The following is a 25,848-nucleotide window of genomic DNA, read 5'->3' as shown; positions in this document are numbered from 1 at the left end:
AATGACTGACGTGAACGGCTTAACCGAACTGCACCTCAGCGCCGACAGCGCAGAGCAGATGCGCGCGATCGCAACCGAGGTGATTGCCCCGCACCTGCGCGCGGGCGACCTGCTGATCCTGTCAGGAGACCTGGGCGCGGGTAAGACTACGTTCACCCAGGGTTTGGGCGACGCGCTCGGCGTGCGCGGGCCCGTCGCGAGCCCCACCTTCATCATCGCCAGGACTCACCCAAGTGAGGTGGGAGGGCCCGCACTGATTCACGTTGACGCATACCGACTGACGTCGCTCGCGGAGCTCGACGACCTCGACCTCGACACCACCCTGGATGACAGCGTGACGGTGGTCGAATGGGGTGAGGGAAAGGCCGAGGCGCTCGCAGTGGACCGCCTGCACGTGCGTATCGACCGCGAGCGGGGTGGAGAGTTGGACATGGCGAACCCTGAAGGCGGGCGCCGCGAGGTTAGCATCCTCGCGCATGGGCCGCGCTGGGTGAATGTGGATTTTGCGGCGGACACCTCTTCCTCCGACGGCGACCTAGGCTAGTGCCGTGATACTCGCAATCGACACCTCCTCCGCCATCTCCGTCGCAGTGGTCGACGGCGACAAGACCGTAGCCGCGCGCACCGAGTTTTCGCCACGTGGTCACTCCGAGCTGCTGTCAGGAATGATTGAGGCCGCGCTCGCGGATGCCGGAATCGCCGGCACGGATGTTGACGCAATTGTGGTGGGAACAGGGCCGGCACCGTTCACTGGTCTGCGCGTGGGACTCGTGACCGCCCGCACACTGGGCATGGTGTGGAGGGTTCCCGTACGCGGCGTGTGCTCACTCGATGCAGTCGGCGCCCAGGCCGCCGATGCAGGCGGGGGCCAGATCACCGTAGTCGCCGATGCGCGCCGCAAGGAGGTCTATTGGGCCACCTACACCAATGGGGTCGCCGATGGTGCGCCGCACGTGAGTGCGCCCGCGGACGTGCAGCCGCTGGGTGGCGTCGTGGGTCGTGGAGCGCTGCTCTATCCGGACGTATTCCCGGATGCGAAGGATGCGGACCCAGATCCCGCGTGGCTCGCACGAGTGGCCGCCCGCAGGCTGGAGGCGGGGGATACCGACTTTCCCACGGAGCCCATGTACATGCGTCGCCCCGACGTCCACGGAGTGCCGGGCGCGTGAGCGTCGCGGGGCCACTAGGGGCCGCGCCAGAGCATCGGCGATGCTTGCGCGACATGAGCGAGGACCAACTCGCCTGGATGGCCGAGCGCGAGCGAGAGATCTTTGGCGCCGCGGCATGGTCGCTCAAGCTGATCCAGGAGGACTATCGCTACGGCGGCAAGCGCTATCGCGTGGTCGAGATTGACGGTGAACCGGTCGCCTATGCGGTGTACGGGTACGACGGCGACGCCTTTCACTTGATGAACATTGCGGTAGATTCCAACGCGCGTGGAGCCGGTCACGGCAAGGTCCTCATGGAGGACTTTCTCACCGAGGCGCGTGCCGAGCGGGCACGGGACGCGTGGCTCGAGGTTGCCGTGACGAATACCCCGGCGCTGGCTCTGTACCGCTCGTATGGGTTTGAGGACGTACGGGTGCGACCGAGGTACTACCAGCCCGAGGACGTGGATGCGATTGTGATGAGAGCGAAGGTCCCGCCAGCTCACGCTGGTTGACTAGCCCCCCACTCGCCCGGCTGATCACCCACTGACTCAACCCCTCGCTCCATCACTCGGAACCAGCCCTAGAGCCCACGGTGCGAAACCGGACCAATAGGGAGTGTGGAGTGAGTCAGCGCGCGCAGTGAGGTCTCCTTATAGCGAGGCGACCCCAATGTCATTGGAGACGCGGCCCTTGCGAGGGCCGGCGCCGTGCTCGCTATCCGACGGGTAGCCCACGCCGAGCAGGGCGATCGATCCCCAGCTGGTGTCGGAGAACAGTGCCTTATCCAGGCCATCCTTGTCGAAGCCGCCGTACGGGCGAACCGCAAGACCCGCGGCGCGCAGTCCCACGATCAGGTAGCCCGCTTGCAGCCAGGAGCCGGTGGTCGCCATGGTGGTGCGACGATCGGGAGCGGCCTCGAGGCGCTCTGCGCTTCCCTCGGACCCGGGTGACGTGACCGCGAAGTGGTCGTGGAACCTGTCGTCACGCGCGACAACCAAGAGCACCGGTGCCTTGGCCAACTTGGGACGGTTGCCCTCCATCGCGTTGTCGATGACCGCTTCGCGGGCAGCTTCCGAGCGTGCGATGGCGACGCGCATCGGCGTGGTGTTGTTGGCGGTGGGACCCCACTTGATGAGGTCAAACACGTCGCGAATGATGCTGTCCGGGACGTCGACTTCCGCGAACGCTATGTTGGAACGCGCCTCCAAGAACAGGCGACGTTGCGTAGTGTCGTCAATCGCGAGGCCCTCGATGGGTGGGGCAAAGTCGGGGGCGTGCTCGGAATTGGTCATATCCCGTAGACGCTTGTTCGTGACAATCTATTCCCACGCATAGGCTTATCCCCGTGGACCCACTCGTACTTGGAATTGAGAGCACGTGCGACGAGACCGGCGTCGCGCTCGTGCGCGGAACCGAGCTGCTCGCAGACGTTGTCGCGTCGTCAATGGACGAGCACGCGAGGTTCGGCGGCATTGTCCCCGAAGTCGCCTCACGCGCCCACCTTGAGGCCATGATCCCCACCATCGAGGAGGCACTGAGTCGCGCCGGCCACTCGCTGGCAGACGTTGACGCCGTTGCCGTCGCATCGGGACCCGGATTGGTTGGGTCGCTCACCGTAGGGGTTTCCGCGGCGAAGGCGCTCGCGCTTGGACTCGGCAAGCCGCTGTACGGCGTCAACCACGTGATCGGACACGTAGCCGTCGACGAGTTGGTGCACGGCGTGTTCCCCGAGCGCATCATGGCGCTGGTTGTCTCCGGAGGTCACACTTCGCTGCTTCTTGTCAATGACATCGCCACCGACATCACCGAACTAGGCCACACGCTCGATGACGCGGCTGGCGAGGCTTTCGACAAGGTCGGCAGGCTGCTCGGCCTTCCGTATCCCGGTGGCCCGCACGTCGACAAGCTCGCACGTGAGGGCAACCCCTCTGCAATCCCGTTCCCGCGCGCGCTGACCAAGCCCAAGGACCAGGCCAAACACGCGTATGACTTCTCCTTCTCCGGCCTCAAGACTGCGGTTGCGCGCTGGGTGGAGGCCTGCGAGGCAGAGGGCCGTGAAGTGCCGACGGCCGATGTTGCGGCAAGTTTTGCCGCCGCCGTCGCCGATGTGCTGGTCGCCAAGACGATTCAGGCTTGCCAGGAACACGGGGTCACGACCTTGGTCATTGGCGGTGGCTTCAGCGCGAACAGTCAACTTCGCGACTTGGCGACCGCGAGGTGTGCCGAGGCGGGGATCGAGGTGCGCATCCCGCCCATTCGTTTCTGCACTGACAACGGTGCGATGATCGCGGCGCTTGGAAGCGCCGTCGCCAGGCGAGGGCTGACGCCGAGTGAGCTGAGCATCGGCGTTGACTCGTCTATGCCGCTCACTACAGTGTTGGTATGACAGCCCCGCTGGTGTGAGTCCGGTGGCTAATCGAGCGGAGAGAGTTGATGGCGCGATCCTGGGGAATGTCCGCGACAATTGCGGCCGTTGCCATCGTGGCGATCGGCGCCGGGGTCTGGGCGACCACCGCCATCTCTCACAGGCAGGGCGCGCAAGCCTCGCCCTCGCCGTCAGTCTCGAGCTCGCACACCCCATCAACTACACCTACCGCTACGCCATCGGCTACGCCGTCCCCATCGCCGTCGGCCATTCCCTCCGAGTACCCCCGTGCGTGGGGGCCCACGCAGGCCGACTGGGACGCTGCGCTGGCTACGGCTCAGGAACTCTCCGTGGAACGCGCGGCGGGTCAGGTCATCGTCGGATCGTATGGGGGCACGTCTCCTACCGAGCTCAAGGCAATGATCGAGAAGTACGGCCTGGGTGGTGTCATGCTGCAGGGCGACGCGACCTCTACCGCGAAAATCACCAAGGCGCTGACCTCCGCCGCCGCTGAGGCGGGTGGCGAGCGAGACTGGCCGGTCATGATCGCCGTCGACCAGGAGGGTGGGGTTGTCGCTCGCCTGCGAGGGATGATGCCCGACCTGCCCGGCTTCATGGCCGCTGGCGCCGCGACGGACAAGGACTACGTGCGCGAGGTCTATTCGAACCAGGGCGCTCGCACCCTGGGGCTGGGTTTCAACACCAACTTCGCGCCCGATGCGGACGTCACCGCCGGCCTGAGCGACCCGGTCATTCGCACCCGGTCGCCCGGCTCGGACCCGCTGAACGTCGCGGCTACCGCGAACGCCGCGCTAGAGGGGTACACGGACGCCGGTCTCATCACCACTGTCAAGCACTTTCCGGGTCACGGGGCCGTCGAGACCGACTCGCACGAGGGTCTCCCCACGCAGAGCGCGACGGTAGCGGAGCTCGAGGCCCGGGACTTGGTGCCGTTCGCCAGCGCGGTCGATGCGGGGGCGCCCGCCATCATGGTTGCCCACATTGCGCTCGCAGAGTGGGGAGGAGACGCGGCCTCCCTTTCCCCCGACGCATATGCGTATCTGCGCGATGGGCTGGGTTTCACAGGAGTGGCCATGACCGACGCTCTCAACATGGGTGCGATAGTGGACCACCACGAGCCGGGCGAGGCGACCGTCTTGGCGCTCAAGGCTGGCGCGGACATCGCGCTCATGCCCGCGAATACCAAGAAGGCGATGGCCGCGATAGCGGTAGCGGTGAAATCCGGTGACCTACCTCGCGAGCGGCTGGACGAGGCGGCAGCAAGGTCTATCCTGCTGATGCGGTGGCAGGCGGGCCTCGAGGCCAAGCCCGTTCCGGCCGACTCGGACGGCTTCGCGCAAGAGTTCGCCGCGAAATCTGCGACGGTGGTGACTCCCAAGTGTGGCGAGCGTTTGGTCTCCGGCACGGTGACAATCACCGGGGGGTGGGACCAGGCGCGGGCGACCCTGGCCGCGGCGCTCAAGGAACGCGGCGTCAGCATCGGGGACGCGGACAACCCCGGGACACGGGTGCGGCTCGCGGTTAACTCCAGTGAGGATGTCAAGGGAGACGTGGTCGTGGCGATCTCCGGCCCCTGGATTCTCGACGAGTCCAAGGCCACCAGTTACATCGCGACATACGGCGGATCCGATGACGTAATGGAGGGCCTCGCGGACATCCTCATGGGGGACGTGAAGTCCGAGTCCGCCTGGCCGGTGAAGCTCAAGAACATGCCGTCTGATTCTTGCTGACGCCGACCCTGCTGACCTAGCGGTGCAGGGGCTCCACGATGAGTGCCTGGTGACGGCCGCCCATGCGGGTCAGGATGACGGTAGCGCGGTCGTCCCCGCGAAGTTTGAGTTGCGGACGTAGTTTCTCTGGTGTGATGTCGATGCCGCGCTTCTTGATGTCTACGACGCCGACATTGCGCTCGTGGAGTGCGGAAGCGAGACGCTTGACCGAGTAGGGGAGGACCTCGAGCACGCGATAGCCGCGAGCGAAGGGGGTTGAGACCGGAGTGTTGCAGGTGAGGTACGCGATGCTCGGGTCGATCAGGTGAGCATCGAGCTCCGTTGCCACCTCGCCCACCAGCCCTGAGCGGATCACGGCGCCGTCCGGCTCGTAGATGTACGCGCCGAGTGGCCCGTCGGGAGCGCGGTCCGTGCTGCCCGAGAGGTGATGTGCCTCGCCGTCCGCGATGACGAGCGCCGTGTGTCCGACAGATTGGGCCAGCTTGCCGCTCCAAAGCGCAGCCTCGACCACCGTTCCGTCAACACTCACCCACTGGGCTTCCAGGTCCTCGGGGATGGCGTCGTGCTCGATTGCGGGGCCGACCTTCACGCCTAGCTCGGGGATAAGGTCGCGCAGCGCGAGCACCTCGTCGAGTGCCGGCGAGTAGTCCTTGGGGTCGTGGCGCCGGCCTCGCGCATTGCGGCGGGCCGGGTCAGCGAAGATTCCGTCGACGCCCAACTTGGTGACGGCATCGGGGGAGCGCAAGGTCCCGAGGGAGTCTGCGTGCACTACGTCCGTGGTGGGCCAGTGGCGCAGATTGTGGTCGGCAATCAGCGCGGTCGCCTCGTCTAACTCGAAGGCGACCACCGCGAGCCCGAGTGCGGAGGCGGCCATGGCATCGGCGCCGATGCCGGACGTGAGGTCCGCGATGCGGGTGCAGCCCGCGTCGCGAAAGCGGGACGCGTGCAGGCCCGCCACTGACAGTCTCGTGGCCTGCTCGAGGCCGTCTTGGGTGAACAGCATCCCGGCGGCGAACTCGCCGAACTTGGGGCGCGCTGCAGCGCGCAAACGGGACTGGGTCATGGCTGCTGCGACCGTGGCAGCATCGGCCCCTGCTTTGCGCAGCTGACCGCCAAGCGTCAGTGCGTCGGAGTCCGAGTACGGCGGCAACGAATCGATGAGCGAGAGGCCGTCTGCGCTGGTGATGAGCCGCGCGGTTGAGGGGTCCATGGGTTCATAGTTTCACGGTCAGCGAATGTAGCGCCGCTAGTTAGCACTCGCGGTACGAGAGTGCTAAATTGAGAACGCCCCGCAAGGGGCACGTGAAGTGTGCTGATGGCCTGACCCCCGCGACGGCGGGCCACCAACCACGGAAGCGTTTCAATCGTTCGGTACACATAATCGATGGAAGGTGAGGTCCGCAATGTCGGTCTCTATCAAGCCTCTTGAGGACAAGGTCGTGGTGAAGTCGGCAGCTGCCGAGCAGACCACTGCTTCTGGACTCGTCATCCCGGACACCGCCAAGGAGAAGCCCCAGGAGGGCGAGGTCGTGGCAGTGGGACCGGGTCGCTTTGACGACAATGGCAACCGCGTACCCGTGGATGTCAACGTTGGCGACAAGGTGATTTACAGCAAGTACGGCGGCACCGAGGTCAAGTACGCAGGCGAGGATTACCTGATCCTCTCGGCGCGCGACCTGCTCGCAGTCGTGAGCTAGACAACGCCCGTACTAGGGCCTGACTTAGGTCAGCGTCCCAAGCGAGGCAACACGAAGGCCCCGGGACTCAGTCCCGGGGCCTTCGTGCGTTTTGGGCACAAGATTCACTTCTTCAGTTGCGCGGCCTGCTCGCAGGCCACAGGTCGGACTAACTCGCCTTCTTGAGCCTGCCGGACAGAATCGCGTGGCGCTCGTCCTCGCTGAGGCCACCCCACACGCCAAAGGGTTCGCGGGCATCGAGTGAGCGCTCGCGGCAGAGGTCTAGGACGGGGCAACGTTCGCAATAGCGCTTGGCGGCTTCGGCACGCCGGCGTCGGGCGGCGCCACGCTCGCCCTCGGGGTGAAAGAACAGGTCAGTGTCAGCATCTCTACAGGCACCGTCATACTGCCATTCCCATTGGTCCTGCGTCGGCGCGGGTAACTTTGCGACCGTATCCATGAACTGCCCCCTGTGACGTTGTATCGGGCCGGCCCCGAGTCTCCGTTGACTCAAGTACCGCGTTGGTACATTCAACCTAATTCCGACAAACCAGACAGTCAACCCCCTGATTCTGGAGCGACGACTGCATTGCTTGCTACTCCTATGTCTACTCCTCCGTTGGCGGCTTGGCTAGCCCCCATTTTGGGGGGCATCCAGGTGCGATGCGTTATTGAGCGTGGGCGCCCACCGTGCCGTCCGGTATGCGCGCCTTCGCCCCGTAGACTTGACCAATGGCGCCAGCAGAACACGACCCCTTTGCCCTCACCGGACTCACCTACGACGACGTCTTGCTGCTTCCCGGGCAGAGTGACGTCATCCCGTCACAGGTAGACACCACCACCCGCCTGACGCGTGAAATCTCCATCCGCATCCCGCTTTTGAGCGCCGCGATGGACACTGTCACCGAGTCGCGCATGGCAATCGCCATGGCCCGACTAGGCGGCATCGGCGTCCTGCACCGAAACCTGTCGATTGAGGACCAGGCTCACCAGGTCGAGATCGTCAAGCGCTCCGAGTCCGGCATGATTACCGACCCGGTCACCGTTAGCCCGGACGTCACCCTGACGGAGTTGGACGAGCTGTGCGGCAAGTATCGCGTCTCCGGCCTTCCCGTGGTGGACGAGTCCAACACGCTCGTCGGCATCATCACCAACCGCGATCTGCGATTCGTCAACCACGCCGACTTCCCCACGTTGCGCGTGCGCGAGATCATGACGCCCATGCCACTCGTCACCGGGCCCGAGGGCATTGGCAACGCGCAGGCCGCCGAGCTGCTCGCCAAGCACAAGATCGAGAAGCTGCCGTTGGTCGACGGCGACGGCCGCCTCACCGGTCTCATTACCGTCAAGGACTTCGTCAAGACCGAGAAGTACCCCAAGGCCACCAAGGATGCCGAGGGTCGACTCCGCGTCGCCGCGGCAGTCGGATTCTTCGGTGACGCCTGGGAGCGTGCCACTGCGCTGGTAGACGCGGGCGTTGACGCGCTCGTGGTGGACACCGCTCACGGTCACGCGCAGGCAATGATCGACATGATTCGCCGTCTTAAGTCCGATCCGGCCACCAACCACGTGCAGGTCATCGGTGGAAATGTCGCGACCCGTGAGGGGGCGCAGGCGTTGGTTGATGCCGGAGCGGACGCCGTCAAGGTTGGCGTGGGCCCCGGATCCATTTGCACTACGCGCGTCGTCGCTGGCGTGGGTGTTCCGCAGATCACCGCCGTGTATGAGGCATCCAAGGCCGCGAACCCTGCGGGCGTCCCCGTCATCGCCGACGGTGGCCTTCAGTTCTCCGGTGACATCGCCAAGGCGCTGGTCGCCGGGGCAGAATCTGTGATGCTGGGCTCGCTGTTCGCTGGCTGCGCAGAGGCGCCCGGCGACCTCGTGCTCGTCAACGGCAAGCAGTTCAAGAGCTACCGCGGCATGGGCTCCATGGGTGCCATGGCGTCGCGCGGGCGCGTGAGCTACTCCAAGGACCGCTACTTCCAGTCCGATGCTCCGAGCGACGATGACATCATCCCCGAGGGCATCGAAGGTCGAGTGCCGTTCAAGGGCTCGGTGGAGAATGTGGGCCGCCAGCTCGTTGGTGGGCTCGGTCAGTCAATGTTCTATGTAGGTGCTCGCACCATTCCTGAGCTCCGCGAGCGGGGCAGGTTTGTGCGCATCACGCCCGCGGGCCTCAAGGAGAGCCACCCGCACGACGTGCAGATCACGGTCGAGGCGCCCAACTACGCCGGCAAGAAGTAGCGCCTCCACGCACCACTTGCGACGGCATTGGCGCTCAGCCGGGTGCCGCGACTGGGTGCGCTAGTCGCGCCCGGTTTTCAACCAGGCGCGCACGACATTCTGCGCCATCGCGCTGGCCGTCGCTACAGGTGCGGCACTTCGCGTTTGCTTGGCCCCCGTCACACCGCCGTCGTAGAGCACGACAACCTGAGCAACCACGGTGTCGGTCGTCTTTGCGCCGATGAGATCCGCGACGTGCTCCGCCATCACGCGTCGATAGTCGCCCACGATCTCGGCAATTGCTGGGTCAGCCGGTCGCTCGACCATGGCGTTCGTGAAGGGGCAGCCGTGAAAGCTGTCCGTCGCGATCGCCGTGGCCGGGATGGTGAACATCAGCGCCACGCGCTCGACCGGGCTCTTGGATGAGTCGTCCACGCCCGTGGCGGCCTCGTGCCATCCGTTCGCTTCGCCTCGAAGATACGCCGCGACAAGTCCGTCCTTGTTGTGGAAGTGGTGGTACATGCTTCCTTTGGTCGCGCCAGACTCTGCGATGACGGTGTCGATTCCGGTCGCGTTAATGCCGTTCGCGTAGAAGAGTTTGGTCGCCGTGGCGACCAAGCGGTCTCGGGATTTCAGGGGGCTCGCGGGGGGAGAAGTGGCCATGTTGACAATAGTAGACGAACCTGTCTAATCTAACTAGACGGTTCCGTCTAATACTGAGGACGGACAGAAAAGGAGAACCGATGTCTGAGTTCAAAGTTGCAGTAGTCATTTACGAACCGATCGATGGCGACATGGCGCGGGCGTACCGCGGCCTCAAGACGGCCCTCGAGTTCAAGCAGGCCGGAGACGACGTCGTGGTGCAGTTCGATGGCTCGGGAGTCGACACACTCGCCGCGATCTCGAACGCAGAACACCCGATGAATGGCCTGGCCACCGCGCTGGCCGACAACATCACCGGTGCGTGCGGTTACTGCGCCACGTCGCACAAGGTCGCCGACGCGATCGAGCAGGCAGGCTGGACACTCCTCAGCGATGACGGGGGCGAGGCAAGCAACCGCAAGCTCATGGTCGAGGGTTACCAAATCCTGACTTTCTAGCTCCCACGCGCCCGTCGTGCACCCGCCCCCGAGGCGGTGCGCGACGGGCGTTGCTGTGGCCCCGCGGTGGCCCCGGTGCAAAGCGGGGCCAGCGAACTGGCAGAGTAAGCACTGTGGATCTCACCTGGCACGCGCTGCTCATTCTCTTCATCGTCGCGCTCCTGGCCGGGTTCCTGGACACGCTCGCGGGCGGCGGAGGGTTGCTCACCGTGCCCGCACTGCTCCTCGCGGGCATCCCCCCGCTGCAGGCTCTTGGTACCAACAAGCTTCAAAGCTCGTTCGGCACGGGTATGGCCACGTACCAGGTCATCCGCAAGAAGCGAGTGCATTGGCGCGACGTCCGATGGCCGATGCTATGGGCGTTCCTGGGGTCGGCGGCCGGTGCAGTCGCAGTGCAGTTCATCGATACCGATGCGCTGCTGATCATCATCCCCGTCGTTTTGGCGCTCGTGGCGGCGTACTTCCTGTTCGTCCCAAAGTCGCACCTCCCGCCGCCGGAGCCGCGCATGACGGACCCGGCCTACGAGGCCACGCTGGTGCCTATTATCGGCGCGTACGACGGCGCGTTTGGCCCCGGCACCGGGTCGCTCTACGCGCTTAGCGGAGTAGCGCTGCGCGCCAAGAGTTTGGTGCAATCCACCGCGATCGCCAAGACCCTCAACTTCGCCACCAACTTTGCCGCGTTGCTGGTGTTCGCCTTTGCGGGGCACATGTTGTGGACAGTGGGCGCAGTGATGATCGTTGGTCAACTCATCGGTGCCTACGTCGGCTCACACATGCTCTTCCGAGTGAACCCGCTGGTGCTTCGCGTACTGATCGTGGTCATGTCGCTGGGCATGCTGATCCGCGTGCTCCTCGACTAGCCCCGCAGCTATCTAAAACCAGGCCCTACCGTCTGGCGAGCCTCGTCGATCAACTCGCGCAGCGCATCGTCAAACTCGTGTTCCTCGCGCAGGGTGATCCGATGCATCGTGACGCGCTTGGAGGTCGCGAACGCCGTGCGCAGCTTGGGGTGCTCCGCCTCGCGCAGCAGCTCGAGCCCAATCTCCAAGTAGTGGCTCTTCACGTACGCGGACGTGAAGATGCGCTTGACCGCGTACTGCACCTCCGCGCTGTGCACCCGCTCCTCGACGCCGTCGAGCGAACGGCAGAAGTCACGATAGAGCGTGAGCAGCGCGAGATCGCCCTCGGACAGGTTGCCCGTGAGCTGCTCCCATGAGCCGCGAACCATCAGGGGTAGAGGCCACGCAACTCGTGCGCCTCGACCACGCGCTTGACGGACAGCGCCGTGGCCGCCTGGCGGTAGGTGAGCTGGTGAGCACCCGCGTACTCGATCACCGAGTGCCACGCGCGCGTCATGCGCTCCTCGAGCCGCTCGTTGACCTCCGACTCGCGCCACTGATAGGCCTGGTTGGCCTGCACCCACTCAAAGTAGGACACGACCACACCGCCGGCGTTCGCCAGAATGTCCGGCACCACCAGGACGCCGCGTTCGTGCAGGATCGCATCGGCCTCGTTGGTCGTGGGGCCGTTGGCGCCTTCGACCACGATGCTCGCACGAATGTCGCGTGCGTTGTCGCCGGTGATGACGCCTTCCAGTGCGGCCGGGACCAGCACGTCGACGTCGGCGGTGAGTAGGTCAGCCGGGTCGAGTTCCTCCGCGCCCTCGAATCCCACCACACTGCCGGTGGCGTCCACGTGCTCGGACAGCGCCGTGATACTGATGCCGCCCGCGGCATAGATTGCCCCGTCGACATCGCTGATGGCCCTCACGGCCACCCCCGCCTCAGCAAGGAAGCGGGCCGCGTCGCGCCCCACCTTTCCAAAGCCCTGCACGGCGGCCGATGCGTGGGCTGGGTCGATTCCACGACTGGCCAGGGCCATCAGCGCGATGTGCGAGACGCCGCGCGAGGTGGCGCTGGCACGCCCGAGGGAGCCACCCAGGCTGATGGGTTTGCCAGTGACGACGCCAGGAACCGTGTGGCCCTGCGAGGACGAGTAGGTATCCATGATCCATGCCATGGTCTGCTCGTTGGTGCCCATGTCGGGGGCCGGGATGTCCACATCTGGGCCGATGATCGGCAGAATTTCTGCGGTGTAGCGCCGCGTCACGCGCTCGAGCTCGGCCTTGCTGTGGTCGCGGGGGTCGAAGGCGACACCGCCCTTCGCGCCGCCATAGGGCACGTCTACCAGGGCGCACTTCCACGTCATCCACATGGCGAGCGCGCGCACCTCGTCGATGTCGACCGAAGGGCTGTACCTCAGTCCTCCCTTTGCGGGGCCACGAGAGAAGTTGTGTTGCACGCGGTAGCCGGAGTAGACGGCGATAGAGCCGTCGTCGCGACGCAGCGGCACGCTCACCATCAGTTCGCGGCGCGGCTGCGCGAGCATCTGGTGAACGCCTGGAGAGATGCCCAGATGCTTGACCGCGCTGGCGAGCTGCGCGAGCGCATCGGTCAGCGGGCTGGTGGATTCGACGGGTTGTTCCTGCGCGTTCATCAGCACCTCATTGTGTTGCTTTGCGGTTGTGAATCCGTACTCGTTGACACTATCTCGATGTTGCCGGGTGGCGCACTCGAGAGTTGCACCCGGTCAGACTGGCCAGGAAGGCGAGGGAAGGTCTTCCACCTTGCCCTTAGACGTCAGCCACGCGGAGAACTCGGTGGCCCACTTGCGGTGCGCCTCAACCTGCTGGTCGTGCAGGTCATTCAGCGCGACGGACGCCATCGCCGGGTACTTCACGGCCATTGCTTGAGTCACGTCGAGTGTGGCCAGTACATCGGCATCGGCGGCGTGGAGGTCCTCGGCGACAACCGGGACGCCGTACGTTTCGCACATGTTGACGAGTTTGCGCTTGCCCCTGCGCCACTTATCCAAGTGGCGGTCAAGCACCAGCGGGTCGACAACGGGGCGCACGTCGTCGGTCTCTAGCCGGGATACGAGGGATGACAGTCCAGTTCTTGCGAGCTCGGCCTCAAGAATCGAGATGTCGAACTGGGCGTTGAATGCCACCACCGGGAACCCAGCAGCCAGCGCGCCGGCGAGCACGGTGGCGATCTCTTCCAGAGCATCGGCTGGTGCCTGCCCGTCTTCCTGGACCTTGGCGTCGGTGATGCCGTGGACGGCGGTGGCACCGGGAGGAATAGGCACGCCCGGGTTGATGAGCCACGTGCGGGTGGTGACCGAGGCATCTGGCCCCGATCCGGTTCGTGTAATCACGGCCGCGGTCACGATGCGGTCATTCGCGGTCGATACGCCGGTGGTCTCGGTGTCGAATCCCACCATGGTCTGCTCAAGCCAAGTCATGCCACCACTCTGCCACCCGCTACCGACAGCAGAGGCCAGGCGCGGCGACCAAGTGGCCCCAGCATCGGCCGATGCGGTGTGGAGTGGGGCCTCGGCCCTGCCCGGGTGTCCGCAGGTGCCGGTAGGCTGTCCGGGTGAGCAACGAAATTGAAATTGGCCGTGGCAAGCGCGGACGGCGCGCGTACTCGTTCGACGACGTGGCAATTGTGCCGTCTCGACGCACGCGTGACCCCAAGGACGTCAGCCTGAACTGGCAGATCGACGCGTTCCAGTTCACCATCCCGGTGATCGCGGCGCCTATGGACTCGGTGATGTCTCCCGCGTCCGCGATCGCGCTGGGAAAGCACGGCGGACTGGGTGTGCTGGACCTCGAGGGCCTATGGACGCGTTACGAGGACCCCACCGCTTTGCTCGCGGAGATCGCCGAACTCGACGAGTCAGCAGCGACCGCACGCATGCAAGAGATCTACTCGGAGCCAGTCAAGGACGAGCTGATCACCGCTCGTCTCAAGGAGATTCGCGCCGCTGGCGTCACCGTTGCCGGGGCGCTCAGTCCGCAGCGCACGCAGGAACACTACGAGACGGTGTTGAAGGCCGGCGTGGACCTGTTCGTGATTCGCGGCACCACGGTGAGTGCCGAGCACGTGTCCTCCGATGCGGAGCCGCTGAACCTCAAGAAGTTCATCTACGACCTCGATGTGCCGGTCATCGTGGGTGGCGCGTCCACCTACCAGGCGGGTCTGCACCTCATGCGTACCGGCGCCGCGGGCGTGCTGGTGGGCTTTGGCGGCGGTGCTGCACACACCACGCGCACCTCGATGGGTATCCACGCACCGCTGGCGACCGCGGTTGCGGATGTTGCGGCTGCGCGTCGGGACTACCTGGACGAGTCCGGCGGGCGCTATGTGCACGTCATCGCCGATGGCGGCCTGGGTCAGTCCGGCGACATGGTTAAGGCATTCGCGTGCGGTGCGGACGCCATCATGGTGGGCGCTGCGCTGGCTCGCGCGTCTGAGGCGCCCGGAGGCGGCTACCACTGGGGCCCCGAGGCTCATCACCCCGAACTGCCGCGCGGCGAGCGCGTGCACGTGGGTACGGTCGGCTCGCTCGAGGAGCTGCTGTTTGGCCCCGGAACTCGCGCCGACGGCACCACCAACATGATGGGCGCACTGCGCCGATCGATGGCGACGACCGGCTACTCGGACCTCAAGGAGTTCCAGCGCGTCGACGTCGTGGTGAGTCCGTACCAGGCTCACTAGGCCACTTGCTCGGGGTGGCATCGGCGGCGGCGTTTCTCGCGGTGTCACCGCGAAACATTGCCGACATGACCCGGCCCTAGAATCAGCGCATGAATTGTGTTGCGCTACGCCATGTCGCGTTCGAAGACCTAGGCCACTGGGAGCCTGAGATTCGTGCCCATGGGTACACGGTGACGTATGTCGACGCTGGGGTTGATGACCTGTCGCCGGTGCGTGACGCGGACCTCGTGATCGTGCTCGGCGGCCCAATAGGCGTGCCGGATGCGGCCATCTTCCCCAACATCGAGGAGGAGACCGCGCTGATCCGCGAGCGCCTCGACGCGGGACGCCCCGTGCTCGGCGTGTGCCTGGGCGCGCAGCTGATCGCGCACGCGCTGGGGTGGCCGGTGGCGCCGGGGCGGCTCGAACTGGGTTGGGGTCTGATTGATGTTGCGCCTGCCGGGATGGAGACGCCCTTGCGGCACATCTCCGGCGTGCCCATCTTGCAGTGGCACGGCGACTCGATCACCGCGCCTGTTGGCGTGGAGCTGCTCGCGTCCACGGACGTTACTGCGTGCCAAGCGTTCTCCGTGGGCAGCGGGTTCGGAATTCAGTTCCATCCTGAGGTGGATCCGGAGTCGTTCGAGCGCTGGCTCATTGGCAATCTGGTCGAGCTGCGCGGGTTGGGGATCAGCATCGAGGAGTTCCGCGCGCAGACCGCCGCGGCCGCCGACGGTGCGTCGATGGCCGGCATCCGCTTCATCCGGGATTATCTGCGCGGCCTCTAGCGCTACGTCGTCAGGCCAGTAACTCCGAGAGTTTTAACCAGGACTCCTCGAGTTTGCTGGTCTCCGCCTCGAAGTCGCGCAGCTGCTTGGTGAGCGATGCGAGGCCCTCGTAGTCGGTCTGATCGTGCGTCGCCATGTCGGTGTGGATGGCAGCCATGAGTCCGGCCACCTTAGCCATGCGCCGCTCAACGCTCGCGAGTTCCTTGGTCGCGACACGGTGCTCAGCGCCGCTCAGCGCGGAGGCCGCTGGTTTGGAGGGTGCGAAAGATGCGCGCGACTCCTGCGACGATGCGTCTCCGGAGCGAGTGCGCTTGCGCTCACGGTCAGAACCGCCCCCGGCCGATGCCTCGGCGGGGGAGGCCGCGGATGTCGCCCCGGCATCGGGCAAGTGGGTGGTGCCCGCCTGGCCCCCGAACGAGCCCACTCCCTCGGACTTGGTGCGGCGCTCGCGCGACAGACGCACGTACTCGTCAATGCCTCCGGGCAGGTGGCGCAGGCCGCCGTCGATGACCGCGTATTGCTGGTCGGTGACGCGCTCCATCAGGTACCGGTCGTGGCTGACCACAATGAGGGTGCCGGGCCAGGCGTCGAGCAGGTCCTCCATGGCCGCGAGCATATCCGTGTCGAGGTCGTTGGTGGGCTCATCGAGCACCAACACGTTGGGGGCGTCGAGCAGAATCATGAGCAACTGCAGTCGGCGACGCTGTCCACCGGAGAGCTTGCGCACCTGCGTCTTGAGCTGCACGGCGGTGAACCCCAGGCGCTCGAGCAGTTGCTTGGGGGACATCTCGGTGCCGTCGGAGAGCTGGACCGCAGAATAACGCTTGACGACAGCGCTGACGCGCTCGTCCTCGAACTCGTCGAGCTCGGCGAGCTGCTGAGACAGCGCCTGCACGCGCACGGTGATACCGGTCTTGACGCGGCCGCCCGTGGGCTCCATTTCGCCCGTGATGAGTTTGAGGAGCGTCGACTTTCCCGCGCCGTTCTCCCCCAGGATTCCGGTGCGTTCGCCCGGGCCGATGTTCCAGCTGACATCCCGCAGGACTTCCTTCACGCTCTCGCCCTCGCCGTACGAGACGGAGCAGCGGATCAGGTTGACGACGTCCTTGCCCAGGCGCGAGGCGGCCATGCGGGCCAGCTGGACCTTGTCGCGGATGGGAGGCACGTCGGCAATGAGCTCGTTCGCGGCGTCGATGCGGAACTTGGGCTTGGCGGTGCGGGCGGGGGCGCCGCGGCGCAGCCACGCGAGCTCCTTGCGCATGAGGTTCTGACGCTTGGATTCGGTGGCGTTGGCGATGCGGTCGCGCTCAACGCGCTGCAGCACGTAGGCGGCGTAGCCACCTTCGTACTGGTCCACTTCGCCGTCGTGGACCTCCCACGTGTCGGTGCAGATCTCGTCCAGGAACCAGCGGTCGTGTGTCACGACCATGAGGGCGCCCTTGGTGCTGGCCCAGCGGCGCTTGAGGTGCTCGGAGAGCCACACCACACCCTCGACGTCCAGGTGGTTGGTGGGCTCGTCGAGGAAGATCACGTCGTGCTCGCCCACGAGGACGTGAGCGAGGGCGACACGGCGCTGCTGGCCGCCGGAGAGGTTGCCAACAATGGCGTCACCAGGCAGGTCGGGGACGAGCCCCGCCATGATGTCGCGGATGCGAGGGTCGGAGGCCCACTCGTAGGTCTCGGCGCCGTCGCCGACGATGGCCTCGAGCACGGTCAACGACGTGTCGACGTGGTCGGACTGATCGAGGACGCCGATGCGGGCGCCACGGGAGATGGTCACGCGCCCGTCGTGCGGCTCAAGCCGGCCGGCGAGGAGTTTCATGAGCGAGGACTTGCCCGCGCCGTTGGACCCCACCACGCCAATGCGGTTGCCGTCGTCGAGGCCCAGTGACACGGAACCGAGCACCGTGCCCATGCCAAAGTCGAGGTGAAGCGCTTCCGCGCCTAAGAGGTGAGCCATGCCTCAAGGGTAGTTGCCACCTCGCGTCGGCATCACCGCCGCACGTCTCGCGCCAGGGGGTTAAGGCCCGACGGTGAGCACTACCTTGCCAAAATGCTCCCCCGATGCCACCCGGCCGAGCGCTTCACGCGCCTGCTCGAGAGGCATGACTGTGTCGATGACGGGGTGCAACCCCGTGCGGGCCATGAAGGCCAACAGTGCACTGAGGTCCTCGCGTGAGCCCATAGTGACACCCTGGATGCGGATCTCCTGGAAGAAGACCCGGGTGAGTTGCGCGGGCTCGGGATCCCCGGTGGTCAGCCCAGCCACCGCGATGGTGCCGCCGGCCTTGACCGAGGCAACCGAATGCGCCCAGGTGGCCTTGCCGACTGACTCGACCACGGCATCGGCGCGACGGGGCAAGCGAGCGCCCGGTTCGAACGCCGCAGATGCGCCAAGGGCGAGCGCCCGCTCGCGCTTAGCCTCGGACCGTGAGGTCACGATGACCTCGATACCAGCCGCGCTACCCAGAGCGATGGCGGCCGATGCGAGGCCGCCTCCTGCTCCCTGGATCAGCACGCTGTGGCCGGGTTTGAGGTCCGCCGCGACGAACAACATGCGGTACGCGGTGAGCCACGCCGTAGGCAGGCACGCGACCTCCTCGAAGGTCAGTTCCGCGGGCTTTGGCAGTAGGTTCGCAGTAGGAACCGTGACCCTCTCCGCGAAGGTTCCCTGGTAGCGCTCGGACAGCATGGTGCGAGGTTCGTGAGGCCCCACGCCGTGGCCGTCCGCGCCGATCACGCTGTGGAGCACGACCTCGGATCCATCGGGAGCGATGCCAGCCCCATCCGTACCGAGGATCATGGGAAGGCTGGACTGCGGCAGACCCACGCCCTGCAGTGACCACAGGTCGTGATGGTTCACGCTGGCGGCCCGCATCTCGATAGTCGACCAATGCTCGCGAGCCTCGGGTTCGGGCCGGTCGCCGACCGTCAGGCCGGAGACCGGATCATCGGAGCTGAATTGGGTGGCATAGGCGGCGAGCATGCTTTCACCCTATGCCTGCCGCCTACCCCCTCGACCAATTCCTACTCGTTGTCACCGCCGGTGGCGGCTACAGCATCGACCGCGATGCCGGCGTTGTCGGCCCGCGCCTCGGGCCACACCCAGTCATTGACCTCGGGCAGGTCGGAGCCGGTGGCCAGCGCGTACCGACGGGCCTCGAGTCGCTTGTCGAACATCGCCTGGCGCAGTGCCGCCGCGCGGGTGCCGAGCGAAGGCACGTGGTCGATGACGTCCATGACCAGGTGGTACCGGTCGATGTCGTTCAGCATCGCCATGTCGAACGGCGTGGTGGTGGTGCCCTCCTCCTTGTAGCCGCGCACGTGCAGGTTGGAGTGCCCGGTACGGCGGTAGGTGAGGCGGTGGATCAGCCACGGGTAGCCGTGATAGTTGAAGATGATCGGCTTGTCCGTGGTGAACAGCTGGTCGAACTCGCGATCCGGCATGCCGTGTGGGTGCTCCTTCTCCGGCTGCAGCCTCATCAGGTCGACCACGTTGATCATGCGCACCTTGAGCTCTGGCAGGTGCTCGCGGAGCAGGTCAACGGCGGCCAAGACCTCGAGCGTGGGCACGTCGCCGGCGGCAGCGAGCACCACGTCCGGCTCCTCGCCCAACGGCACGTTGGACGCGAAGTTCCAGATGCCCAGACCGCGCGTGCAGTGGTCGACGGCCTGGTCCATGGTCAGCCACGACGCCTGCGGCTGCTTACCGGCGACGACCACGTTGACGTAGTCGCGCGAGCGCAGGCAGTGGTCGTAGGTGGATAGCAGGGTGTTGGCGTCCGGCGGCAGGTATACCCGGACAACTTCGGCCTTCTTGTTAATGACGTGGTCGATGAACCCGGGGTCTTGGTGAGAGAACCCGTTGTGGTCCTGGCGCCACACATGGCTGGAGAGCAGGTAATTCAGAGACGGCACCGGCTGGCGCCACGGGATCTCGCGCGTGACCTTGAGCCACTTGGCGTGCTGATTGAACATCGAGTCCACCAGGTGGATAAACGCCTCATAGGAGGTAAAGAGCCCGTGGCGTCCAGTGAGCAGATACCCCTCGAGCCAACCTTGGCACTGGTGCTCGGACAGCATCTCGACGACGCGGCCCCGGGGTGCCAAGTTGTCGTCGTCCTCGTCGATGTGCGCATCCCACACCCGGTTGGTGGTCTCCAGCACCGCGGCGATGCGGTTCGACGCGAGTTCGTCTGGCGCGAAGATCCGGAAGTTGTCCGGGTTTGCGGCCATGACGGCGTTGAGCCACGTGCCCAGCACGCGCGTCGCCTCTGCAGCCCCGTAGCCGGGATGGGGAACGTCGACCCCGAAGTCCTGGAAGTTCGGCAGGCGCAGGTCCTTCATCAGGCGGCCGCCGTTGGCGTGCGGCGTGGCGCTCATACGCAGGTCGCCCTCAGGGGCCAGTGACGTGACCTCGTCCTTGATCTTGCCAGCCTCGTCGAACAGCTCGTCCGGCTTGTACGACTGTAGCCAGCCCTCGAGCACTGCGAGATGCTCGTCAGTGTCACGGGCATTGGACAGCGGCACCTGGTGCGAGCGATAGGAGCCTTCGACCTTCTTGCCGTCGATGACGGGCGGGCAGGTCCAGCCTTTGGGGGTGCGGAACACGATCATGGGCCAGCGCGGGCGCTTCATGTCGTCGTCTGTCGCGGCCTCGGCCTTGATGGCTGCAATCTCGTCCATCACGTCGTCCAGCAAGTCCGCGAAGCGGCGGTGGATTGACGCATGTGACTCGTCATCGAAGCCAGCCACGAACACGTGCGGCTTGTGGCCGTAGCCGCGCATGAGCGCGTCGAGTTCGTCGTCGTCAATGCGTGCCAGCACTGTGGGGTTGGCAATCTTGTAGCCGTTGAGGTGCAGGATCGGCAATACAACGCCGTCGGATGCCGGGTGAATGAACTTGTTCGAGTGCCAGGAAGTGGCCAGTGGCCCCGTTTCTGCCTCGCCGTCACCGACGATGGTGGCTACCAGCAAGTCGGGGTTGTCGAATGCCGCACCGTACGCGTGAGAGAGCGAGTAGCCCAACTCGCCGCCCTCGTGGATGGAACCCGGAGTCTCGGGAGCCACGTGCGACGGGATGCCGCCAGGGAACGAGAACTGCTTGAACAGGTGCTGAACCCCACGCTCGTCGAGGCTCGCGTCCGGGTATGTGTCCGTGTAGGTGCCGTCCAGGTAGCTGGAGGCGACTAGTCCGGGACCGCCGTGGCCCGGGCCGGTGACATAGAGAGTCGGCTGACTACGTTCCTGAATCATCCGGTTGAGGTGGGCATAGAGGAAGTTGAGGCCCGGGGTGGTGCCCCAGTGTCCCACCAGACGTGGCTTCACGTGATCCCGGTGAAGTGGTTCGCGCAACAGCGGATTGCCCAGGAGATAGATCTGCCCTACAGATAAATAGTTGGTGGCACGCCACCAACGGTCAATCCCCGCGATCTGATCGTCGGTCACACAGTCGCGTTGACGCGCTGCCCATGGTCCGGTTGCCATCTTTGCCTCCAGTGATGTGAACTCAAACACTCATACTCGGGAAAGTCGGTGGAGCAACGGGGACTATGCCCCACGCGGTGCGAACGCCAGGTGCGCGCTAACTCACCGCCGCAATTGACTGAAGAGCGATCTCTCGCTCCTCGTTGGTTGGCACCACCCACACCTTGACGGCAGAGGCATCGGTGCTGATCAGCTTTGGCTCCTTGCTACGCCCAGTGTTGCGTTGAGGGTCGATCTCGATGCCTAGCGCCTGAAGTCCTTTGAGCGCGTTGGCGCGTACCCATTCGTCGTTCTCGCCCACACCTGCGGTGAAAGCTATAGCGTCCAGCGAGCCAAGCTGCGCGAGATACTGACCCACGTAACCGCGAATGCGTCGGACATACACCTCCAGGCCCAGAATCGCGTCTCGGCTGCCTTCCGCAGCTGCCTTGTGGGCGTCGCGCATATCGGAATAACCGGTCAGCCCCAACATGCCCGACTGCCTGTTGAGAAGGGCGTCGATCTCGTCAACGGTCATTCCGGCCGTGCGGGCAAGGTGCAGGGTGACGGCTGGGTCGATGTCGCCGGACCGAGTGCCCATCACTAGGCCCTCGAGGGGGGTGAGGCCCATTGATGTGTCGATCGAAAGTCCTCGTTGTACGGCGCACGCGGAGGCACCATTGCCCAGGTGCAACACGATGGTGTTCATGTCGCGGTCACTCCGTCCCATGAGCCGTGCGGTCTCGCGCGACACATAGGCGTGTGAAGTGCCATGGAAGCCGTAGCGGCGGACCCCGTGCTCCCGCGCGACATGGCGGTCGATCGCATAGGTGTAGGCAACTTCAGGAATCGTTGAGTGGAACGCAGTGTCGAAGACGGCGACGTGCGGCAACGTAGGGAAGGCGGTGCGTGCGGCAGTGATGCCAGCGAGGTTAGGCGGGTTATGCAAAGGAGCGAGAGTAGAAAGCAACGCAATCTTGTGCTCGACCTCGTCGGTGATGATGGTGGGCGCGGAGAACTCCGCGCCCCCCTGAACTACGCGGTGGCCCACTACCGTCAAAGCCTCTAGGTCAACCCCCGAGCCAGGCTGACCGAGTTCCGCGATGATGTCGCTAATCGCCGCGGAGTGATCCGTCACACGTTCAATGATTCCCGACAACAGCGGCTCATCCAGGGTGGTATCCACCACCTGATACTTGACGGAACTGGAGCCGCAGTTCAGGACCAGCGCGAGTCCTAGGTAGTTGACGCTCACGCGGTTGCCTCCGTGGAGTTTTCGCCCGCCGCGGGGGCGTCGAGTTGTTGAGCTTGGATTGCCGTGATGGCGACGGTGTTGACAATGTCCTGCACCAGCGCGCCTCGGGAGAGATCGTTGACGGGTTTGCGTAAACCCTGCAACACCGGACCGATGGCAACGGCACCCGCCGAGCGCTGTACTGCCTTGTAGGTGTTGTTGCCGGTGTTGAGGTCCGGGAAGACCAGCACCGTGGCGCGGCCGGCGACAGGGGAGTTGGGCGCCTTGGAAGCGGCGACACTTGGCTCGACGGCGGCGTCGTATTGCATCGGCCCATCTACCAACAGGTCGGGCCGGCGCTCGCGAACCAGTTCCGTGGCCCGGCGCACCTTCTCCACGTCATCGCCGGAACCCGATGCCCCAGTTGAGTACGACAGCATCGCGATGCGCGGCTCGATGGTGAACTGGCGAGCGGTTTCCGCTGAGGAGATGGCGATGTCTGCTAACTGCTCGGCGGTCGGGTCTGGATTGACGGCACAGTCGCCGTAGACCAGGACTCGGTCGTCGAGGCACATGAAGAACACCGATGAGACGATGGAGACACCCGGGGGGGTCTTGATGACCTGGAAGGCCGGACTGATGGTGTGGGCGGTGGTGTGCGCCGCACCGGAGACCATGCCGTCCGCAAGGCCCTCGCGCACCATCATGGTGCCAAAGTAACTCACGTCTTGGACGACGTCACGGGCCTGCTCTAGCGTCATCCCCTTGGCGGCTCGCAACTCTGCGACGGTGGCCGCGAAGGGCTCAAGGTACGTGGGGTCGTCGGTGGCGATGATGCGAGCCTGGTCGATGTCGACGCCCAGTTCGCCGGCTCGGGATCTAATAGCCGACTCGTTGCCGAGGATGGTGAGGTCCACTACCTCGCGGGTGAGGAGGGTGGACGCTGCGCGCAGGATGCGGTCGTCGTTGCCCTCGGGAAGGACGATGTGGCGTTTGCCTGATCGTGCACGGCTGAGTAGGTCGTACTCGAACATCAGCGGCGTCACCACGTCAGTGCGAGCCACGTCCAAAAGCTCCAGCAACGTTTCCGTATCGACGAGGCGCTCGAACATCGATAGCGCGGTGTCTACCTTGACGGCGCTCTCACGTGAAAGGCGTCCGCGGGTTTGAGAGCATCGGGCCGCGGCTTCGAACGTTCCGAGTTCGGTCCGAATGATAGGTAAAGCCGAACCCATTCCGGCGATCAGGCGTTGGACAGACGGAGGCGTCGCAAAGCCGCCGTTGAGGATGACGCCTGACAGAGTGGGAAAGCCCTCAGCGCCGTGCGCACCAATGAGTGCCAGGAGCGTGTCTGCGCGGTCGCCGGGCGTGATCACGACGCCGCCCTCCTCGAGGCGTTCGAGGAGATGCTCCGCGTTCATCGCGCCAACGGTCAGCGCACGCACTTCACGGGTCAGTAGGTCGGCGTCTCCCGAGACCACGTGGCCGTCTACAGCCTCGACAAGTGCACTGAGCAATGGTGCGATGAGGACGGGGTCCTCGGGCAGCGCGCCCACTGCGAGACCTGCGGGTAGCGCCTCCATGACTGCGTCAAGCTGGTCCGGATCACAGCGGTTCGCGAAGACTGCAGCCACTCGCGCATGCGAATCGGTCATCTCGGCCCGCGACTGCTCGACGACCTGCGCAATCTCTGCGGGTGTGCGGCCGATGCCGTGGACCACCAAGGCGACAGGGGCACCAAGGTTGGCGGCGATGCGGGCATTGAATTCGAACTCGGCTGGGCCTGAAACGTCCGTATAGTCGGTGCCGACAATGACCATCGCGTCGCACGCGCCGTCGATCTCGTGGAAACGGGAGACGATGGTAGCGAGTGCTGCATCGGGGTCTGTGTGCACGTCCTCGTATGTGACGCCGATCGACTCGTCATAGGTCTGGGAGACGCCTTCGTGACCGAGCAAAAGCTCGAGGACATAGTCCGTACCGTCTGCGACGCGCGCAACGGGGCGGAAGATTCCTACCCGGCCCACGGACCGCGCAAGCAGGTCTGTAATGCCGAGCGCGACGGCGGACTTCCCGGAGTTTCCTTCGGCGGACGCTACATAGATGCTTTTAGCCACAAGGTCAGCATTCCACGTTCTGCCCCCGCGTGCGCCTGACCAACGTCCCGGGTGCGCGCGCCGTCGTCCAGGTAGAGCACGATCTGAGTGAAGTGCGTCACTCGTAACGATGCGAGCCGCTGCGGTGTCGGAGCAGTCCCATAGACTCTCCTGGTAAGACTTGCGATGGCCAGCGATTGAGGGCCGGATTTAGCGAGAGCGGCGTGAGGGCGTCGTATCAGGTGCAGGGGGCGGGATGGGGAGCGTAGGCGTGCTCAGCAGATTTCGCCGCGCCTGGTCGACTCTCAGCATGCGCGGCCTGGATGCGAGTGACCGGTCCGAATCCCGTGCGGTCATGGGTGCTAACAATTTCTACATTCTGACCGCGCTCGCAAACCTTCCTTGGGCGGTCGTGGTCATGGCACACAACGGTGGGGACTTCATCCTTCCCGGGGTAACCCACCTTGCGATGGTCACAGTGTGGGTGATCGCTTTGGTGGTCAACAAACGTGGGTATACGCCATGGATGTCGGCGGCATCGATCGTCGCCGCGATCGCGCAGTACACCTTCCTCACCGACGTTTTCTCGCGCGCAGCCGGCTTCCAGTTCGCGCTCTTTGGGATGCCCGCCCTGGCATTCGCGATGTTTGTACGCCGACACGGTCGCGTTCGGGCAGCGGTCATTGTGCTGGCAGCGATCCCCGCAGTCTGGATCTATCTAGATGGGGCCTTTGCTCACCCATGGGTGACAGTGAGCGACACCTGGCTCGACTGGTCGGCCGCCATGATGGTGGTCTCGGTAATGATTTTGCTCATGTCACAGGCTGCCTTCGCGGACTACTACTTCAACCGCGAACGTAAGCACAATAGTGCGTTGCTGGCCGAGGCGCGCGTCGCGGCCCACACCGACGCCCTTACCCATCTGCTGAACCGTCGGGGAGTGGCGCCACGCCTGATCGAGGCGGCGGAGGCCGGGCAGTATTGCGTGGCACTCGCCGACCTCGATCGTTTCAAGCGGGTGAATGATGTGCTGGGTCACGGCGCGGGAGATGTGGTGCTCGCGAGCGTGGCCGCCACACTCGAGGACTCTGTGGGTTCAAAGGGATCTGTTGCACGCTGGGGCGGCGAGGAGTTCCTGATTGTCTTGCCGGGCCTGTCCCTAGTTGACGGCGAGGCGACATTGGAGCGTGCGCGGCTTGATCTGGAGGCGCGCTTCCGTGAGGATTTGGGAGGCAGTAGCGTCACCATGTCCGTCGGCGTGATCGCCGCGCCCCAGGACGCCGCGCGCGACGAGGTGTTGCGCCAGGTGGACGCCAAACTCTACGAGGCCAAAGCATCGGGCCGAAATATGGTCGTTGCAGGCGCCCTCGCCTAGTCCCCCCACTCGGCGGTTTGGCACGCAAAATAATAGTCTTGACGCACGACTGAGGGTCAACGAGTGATTCCGCGTGAGG

24 protein-coding genes are annotated in these 25,848 nt (G+C 65.1%); 12 read left to right on the top strand and 12 right to left on the bottom strand.

All coding sequences use genetic code 11. The annotated features are described in order from the left end of the window. Position 1: 1 nt before the first annotated feature. Genes tsaE through rimI form a run of 3 tightly spaced genes read left to right on the top strand, consistent with a single transcriptional unit; the run spans position 2 to position 1,663 of the window. Positions 2–544 (top strand): tRNA (adenosine(37)-N6)-threonylcarbamoyltransferase complex ATPase subunit type 1 TsaE, encoded by a 543-nt coding sequence (gene tsaE / locus AOP77_RS03445; RefSeq protein ID WP_062209393.1) that lies wholly within the window; start codon positions 2–4, stop codon positions 542–544. Between the two features lie 4 nt (positions 545–548). Further along, complete coding sequence (gene tsaB, locus AOP77_RS03440) at positions 549–1,169, top strand: tRNA (adenosine(37)-N6)-threonylcarbamoyltransferase complex dimerization subunit type 1 TsaB (RefSeq protein ID WP_084622246.1); 621 nt, start codon at positions 549–551, stop codon at positions 1,167–1,169. Between the two features lie 53 nt (positions 1,170–1,222). After that, positions 1,223–1,663, top strand: a complete 441-nt coding sequence (gene rimI / locus AOP77_RS03435) for a ribosomal protein S18-alanine N-acetyltransferase (protein WP_062209390.1) — start codon at positions 1,223–1,225, stop codon at positions 1,661–1,663. A gap of 138 nt (positions 1,664–1,801) precedes the next feature. On the opposite strand, the gene AOP77_RS03430 is transcribed toward rimI, so the two are convergent. Then, positions 1,802–2,443, bottom strand: coding sequence for a malonic semialdehyde reductase (locus AOP77_RS03430; RefSeq protein WP_062209387.1), 642 nt, complete (start codon positions 2,441–2,443; stop codon positions 1,802–1,804). A gap of 53 nt (positions 2,444–2,496) precedes the next feature. Here AOP77_RS03430 and tsaD point away from each other — a divergent pair, with 53 nt between their 5' ends. Then, complete coding sequence (tsaD, locus tag AOP77_RS03425; RefSeq protein WP_062209384.1) at positions 2,497–3,537, top strand: tRNA (adenosine(37)-N6)-threonylcarbamoyltransferase complex transferase subunit TsaD; 1,041 nt, start codon at positions 2,497–2,499, stop codon at positions 3,535–3,537. A gap of 47 nt (positions 3,538–3,584) precedes the next feature. Beyond that, positions 3,585–5,267, top strand: coding sequence for a glycoside hydrolase family 3 protein (locus AOP77_RS03420; protein ID WP_084622244.1), 1,683 nt, complete (start codon positions 3,585–3,587; stop codon positions 5,265–5,267). Between the two features lie 16 nt (positions 5,268–5,283). Here the strand turns inward: AOP77_RS03420 and AOP77_RS03415 are convergent, their stop codons facing one another. Continuing rightward, complete coding sequence (locus AOP77_RS03415; RefSeq protein ID WP_062209379.1) at positions 5,284–6,477, bottom strand: THUMP-like domain-containing protein; 1,194 nt, start codon at positions 6,475–6,477, stop codon at positions 5,284–5,286. A gap of 193 nt (positions 6,478–6,670) precedes the next feature. Here AOP77_RS03415 and groES point away from each other — a divergent pair, with 193 nt between their 5' ends. Then, entirely contained in the window at positions 6,671–6,964 is a 294-nt protein-coding gene (gene groES / locus AOP77_RS03410; protein ID WP_062209376.1) for a co-chaperone GroES, read from the top strand. A gap of 148 nt (positions 6,965–7,112) precedes the next feature. On the opposite strand, the gene AOP77_RS03405 is transcribed toward groES, so the two are convergent. Further along, positions 7,113–7,403, bottom strand: coding sequence for a WhiB family transcriptional regulator (locus AOP77_RS03405; RefSeq protein ID WP_061963635.1), 291 nt, complete (start codon positions 7,401–7,403; stop codon positions 7,113–7,115). Between the two features lie 272 nt (positions 7,404–7,675). Here AOP77_RS03405 and guaB point away from each other — a divergent pair, with 272 nt between their 5' ends. After that, the gene (gene guaB, locus AOP77_RS03400; RefSeq protein ID WP_062209373.1) at positions 7,676–9,187 is read left to right on the top strand and encodes an IMP dehydrogenase; all 1,512 of its coding nucleotides are present in this window, start codon (positions 7,676–7,678) and stop codon (positions 9,185–9,187) included. Between the two features lie 60 nt (positions 9,188–9,247). Here the strand turns inward: guaB and AOP77_RS03395 are convergent, their stop codons facing one another. Further along, positions 9,248–9,829, bottom strand: a complete 582-nt coding sequence (locus AOP77_RS03395; protein WP_084622242.1) for a TetR/AcrR family transcriptional regulator — start codon at positions 9,827–9,829, stop codon at positions 9,248–9,250. A gap of 80 nt (positions 9,830–9,909) precedes the next feature. On the opposite strand from AOP77_RS03395, the gene AOP77_RS03390 reads away from it, so the two are divergent. Both AOP77_RS03390 and AOP77_RS03385 read left to right on the top strand, forming a co-directional pair. Next, positions 9,910–10,266, top strand: a complete 357-nt coding sequence (locus AOP77_RS03390; protein ID WP_062209366.1) for a DsrE family protein — start codon at positions 9,910–9,912, stop codon at positions 10,264–10,266. A gap of 113 nt (positions 10,267–10,379) precedes the next feature. Continuing rightward, a complete protein-coding gene (locus AOP77_RS03385) occupies positions 10,380–11,129 on the top strand; it encodes a TSUP family transporter (RefSeq protein ID WP_062209363.1) in 750 nt (249 codons plus the stop codon). 8 nt (positions 11,130–11,137) lie between these two features. On the opposite strand, the gene AOP77_RS03380 is transcribed toward AOP77_RS03385, so the two are convergent. From AOP77_RS03380 to AOP77_RS03370, 3 genes are all read right to left on the bottom strand, one after another. Continuing rightward, a complete protein-coding gene (locus tag AOP77_RS03380) occupies positions 11,138–11,497 on the bottom strand; it encodes a DUF5655 domain-containing protein (RefSeq protein ID WP_062209360.1) in 360 nt (119 codons plus the stop codon). After that, entirely contained in the window at positions 11,497–12,765 is a 1,269-nt protein-coding gene (locus AOP77_RS03375) for a Glu/Leu/Phe/Val family dehydrogenase (protein WP_062209357.1), read from the bottom strand. The genes AOP77_RS03380 and AOP77_RS03375 overlap by 1 nt, the downstream gene beginning before the upstream one ends. A 93-nt stretch (positions 12,766–12,858) precedes the next feature. Continuing rightward, a complete protein-coding gene (locus AOP77_RS03370; RefSeq protein WP_062209354.1) occupies positions 12,859–13,572 on the bottom strand; it encodes an exonuclease domain-containing protein in 714 nt (237 codons plus the stop codon). Positions 13,573–13,706: 134 nt separating this feature from the next. Here AOP77_RS03370 and AOP77_RS03365 point away from each other — a divergent pair, with 134 nt between their 5' ends. Both AOP77_RS03365 and AOP77_RS03360 read left to right on the top strand, forming a co-directional pair. Then, positions 13,707–14,831, top strand: coding sequence for a GuaB3 family IMP dehydrogenase-related protein (locus tag AOP77_RS03365; RefSeq protein WP_062209351.1), 1,125 nt, complete (start codon positions 13,707–13,709; stop codon positions 14,829–14,831). 89 nt (positions 14,832–14,920) lie between these two features. Continuing rightward, on the top strand, positions 14,921–15,598 hold the full coding sequence (locus tag AOP77_RS03360) for a glutamine amidotransferase-related protein (protein ID WP_062209348.1): 678 nt from the start codon (positions 14,921–14,923) through the stop codon (positions 15,596–15,598). A gap of 10 nt (positions 15,599–15,608) precedes the next feature. On the opposite strand, the gene AOP77_RS03355 is transcribed toward AOP77_RS03360, so the two are convergent. The 5 genes from AOP77_RS03355 to pta all read right to left on the bottom strand — a co-directional run bounded on the left by AOP77_RS03355 (position 15,609) and on the right by pta (position 24,415). Further along, on the bottom strand, positions 15,609–17,558 hold the full coding sequence (locus AOP77_RS03355) for an ABC-F family ATP-binding cassette domain-containing protein (protein ID WP_062209345.1): 1,950 nt from the start codon (positions 17,556–17,558) through the stop codon (positions 15,609–15,611). Between the two features lie 60 nt (positions 17,559–17,618). Then, positions 17,619–18,584, bottom strand: a complete 966-nt coding sequence (locus AOP77_RS03350) for a zinc-binding dehydrogenase (RefSeq protein WP_062209342.1) — start codon at positions 18,582–18,584, stop codon at positions 17,619–17,621. Between the two features lie 41 nt (positions 18,585–18,625). Then, positions 18,626–21,085 carry a phosphoketolase family protein gene (locus AOP77_RS03345; RefSeq protein WP_062209339.1) on the bottom strand — a complete coding sequence of 820 codons (2,460 nt, stop codon included), beginning with the start codon at positions 21,083–21,085 and terminating at the stop codon, positions 18,626–18,628. Positions 21,086–21,182: 97 nt separating this feature from the next. Continuing rightward, the gene (locus AOP77_RS03340) at positions 21,183–22,319 is read right to left on the bottom strand and encodes an acetate/propionate family kinase (RefSeq protein WP_062209336.1); all 1,137 of its coding nucleotides are present in this window, start codon (positions 22,317–22,319) and stop codon (positions 21,183–21,185) included. After that, on the bottom strand, positions 22,316–24,415 hold the full coding sequence (gene pta, locus AOP77_RS03335) for a phosphate acetyltransferase (protein WP_062209333.1): 2,100 nt from the start codon (positions 24,413–24,415) through the stop codon (positions 22,316–22,318). The genes AOP77_RS03340 and pta overlap by 4 nt, the downstream gene beginning before the upstream one ends. A 289-nt stretch (positions 24,416–24,704) precedes the next feature. Here pta and AOP77_RS03330 point away from each other — a divergent pair, with 289 nt between their 5' ends. Further along, a complete protein-coding gene (locus tag AOP77_RS03330) occupies positions 24,705–25,769 on the top strand; it encodes a GGDEF domain-containing protein (RefSeq protein ID WP_160300037.1) in 1,065 nt (354 codons plus the stop codon). Positions 25,770–25,848 lie beyond the last annotated feature (79 nt).

The sequence above is a fragment of the Demequina oxidasica genome, assembly GCF_000975115.1.
Lineage (GTDB): Bacteria > Actinomycetota > Actinomycetes > Actinomycetales > Demequinaceae > Demequina > Demequina oxidasica.
The sequence above is the reverse complement of the archived record's forward strand: the minus strand, read 5'-3'. Positions and strand labels throughout refer to the sequence as shown.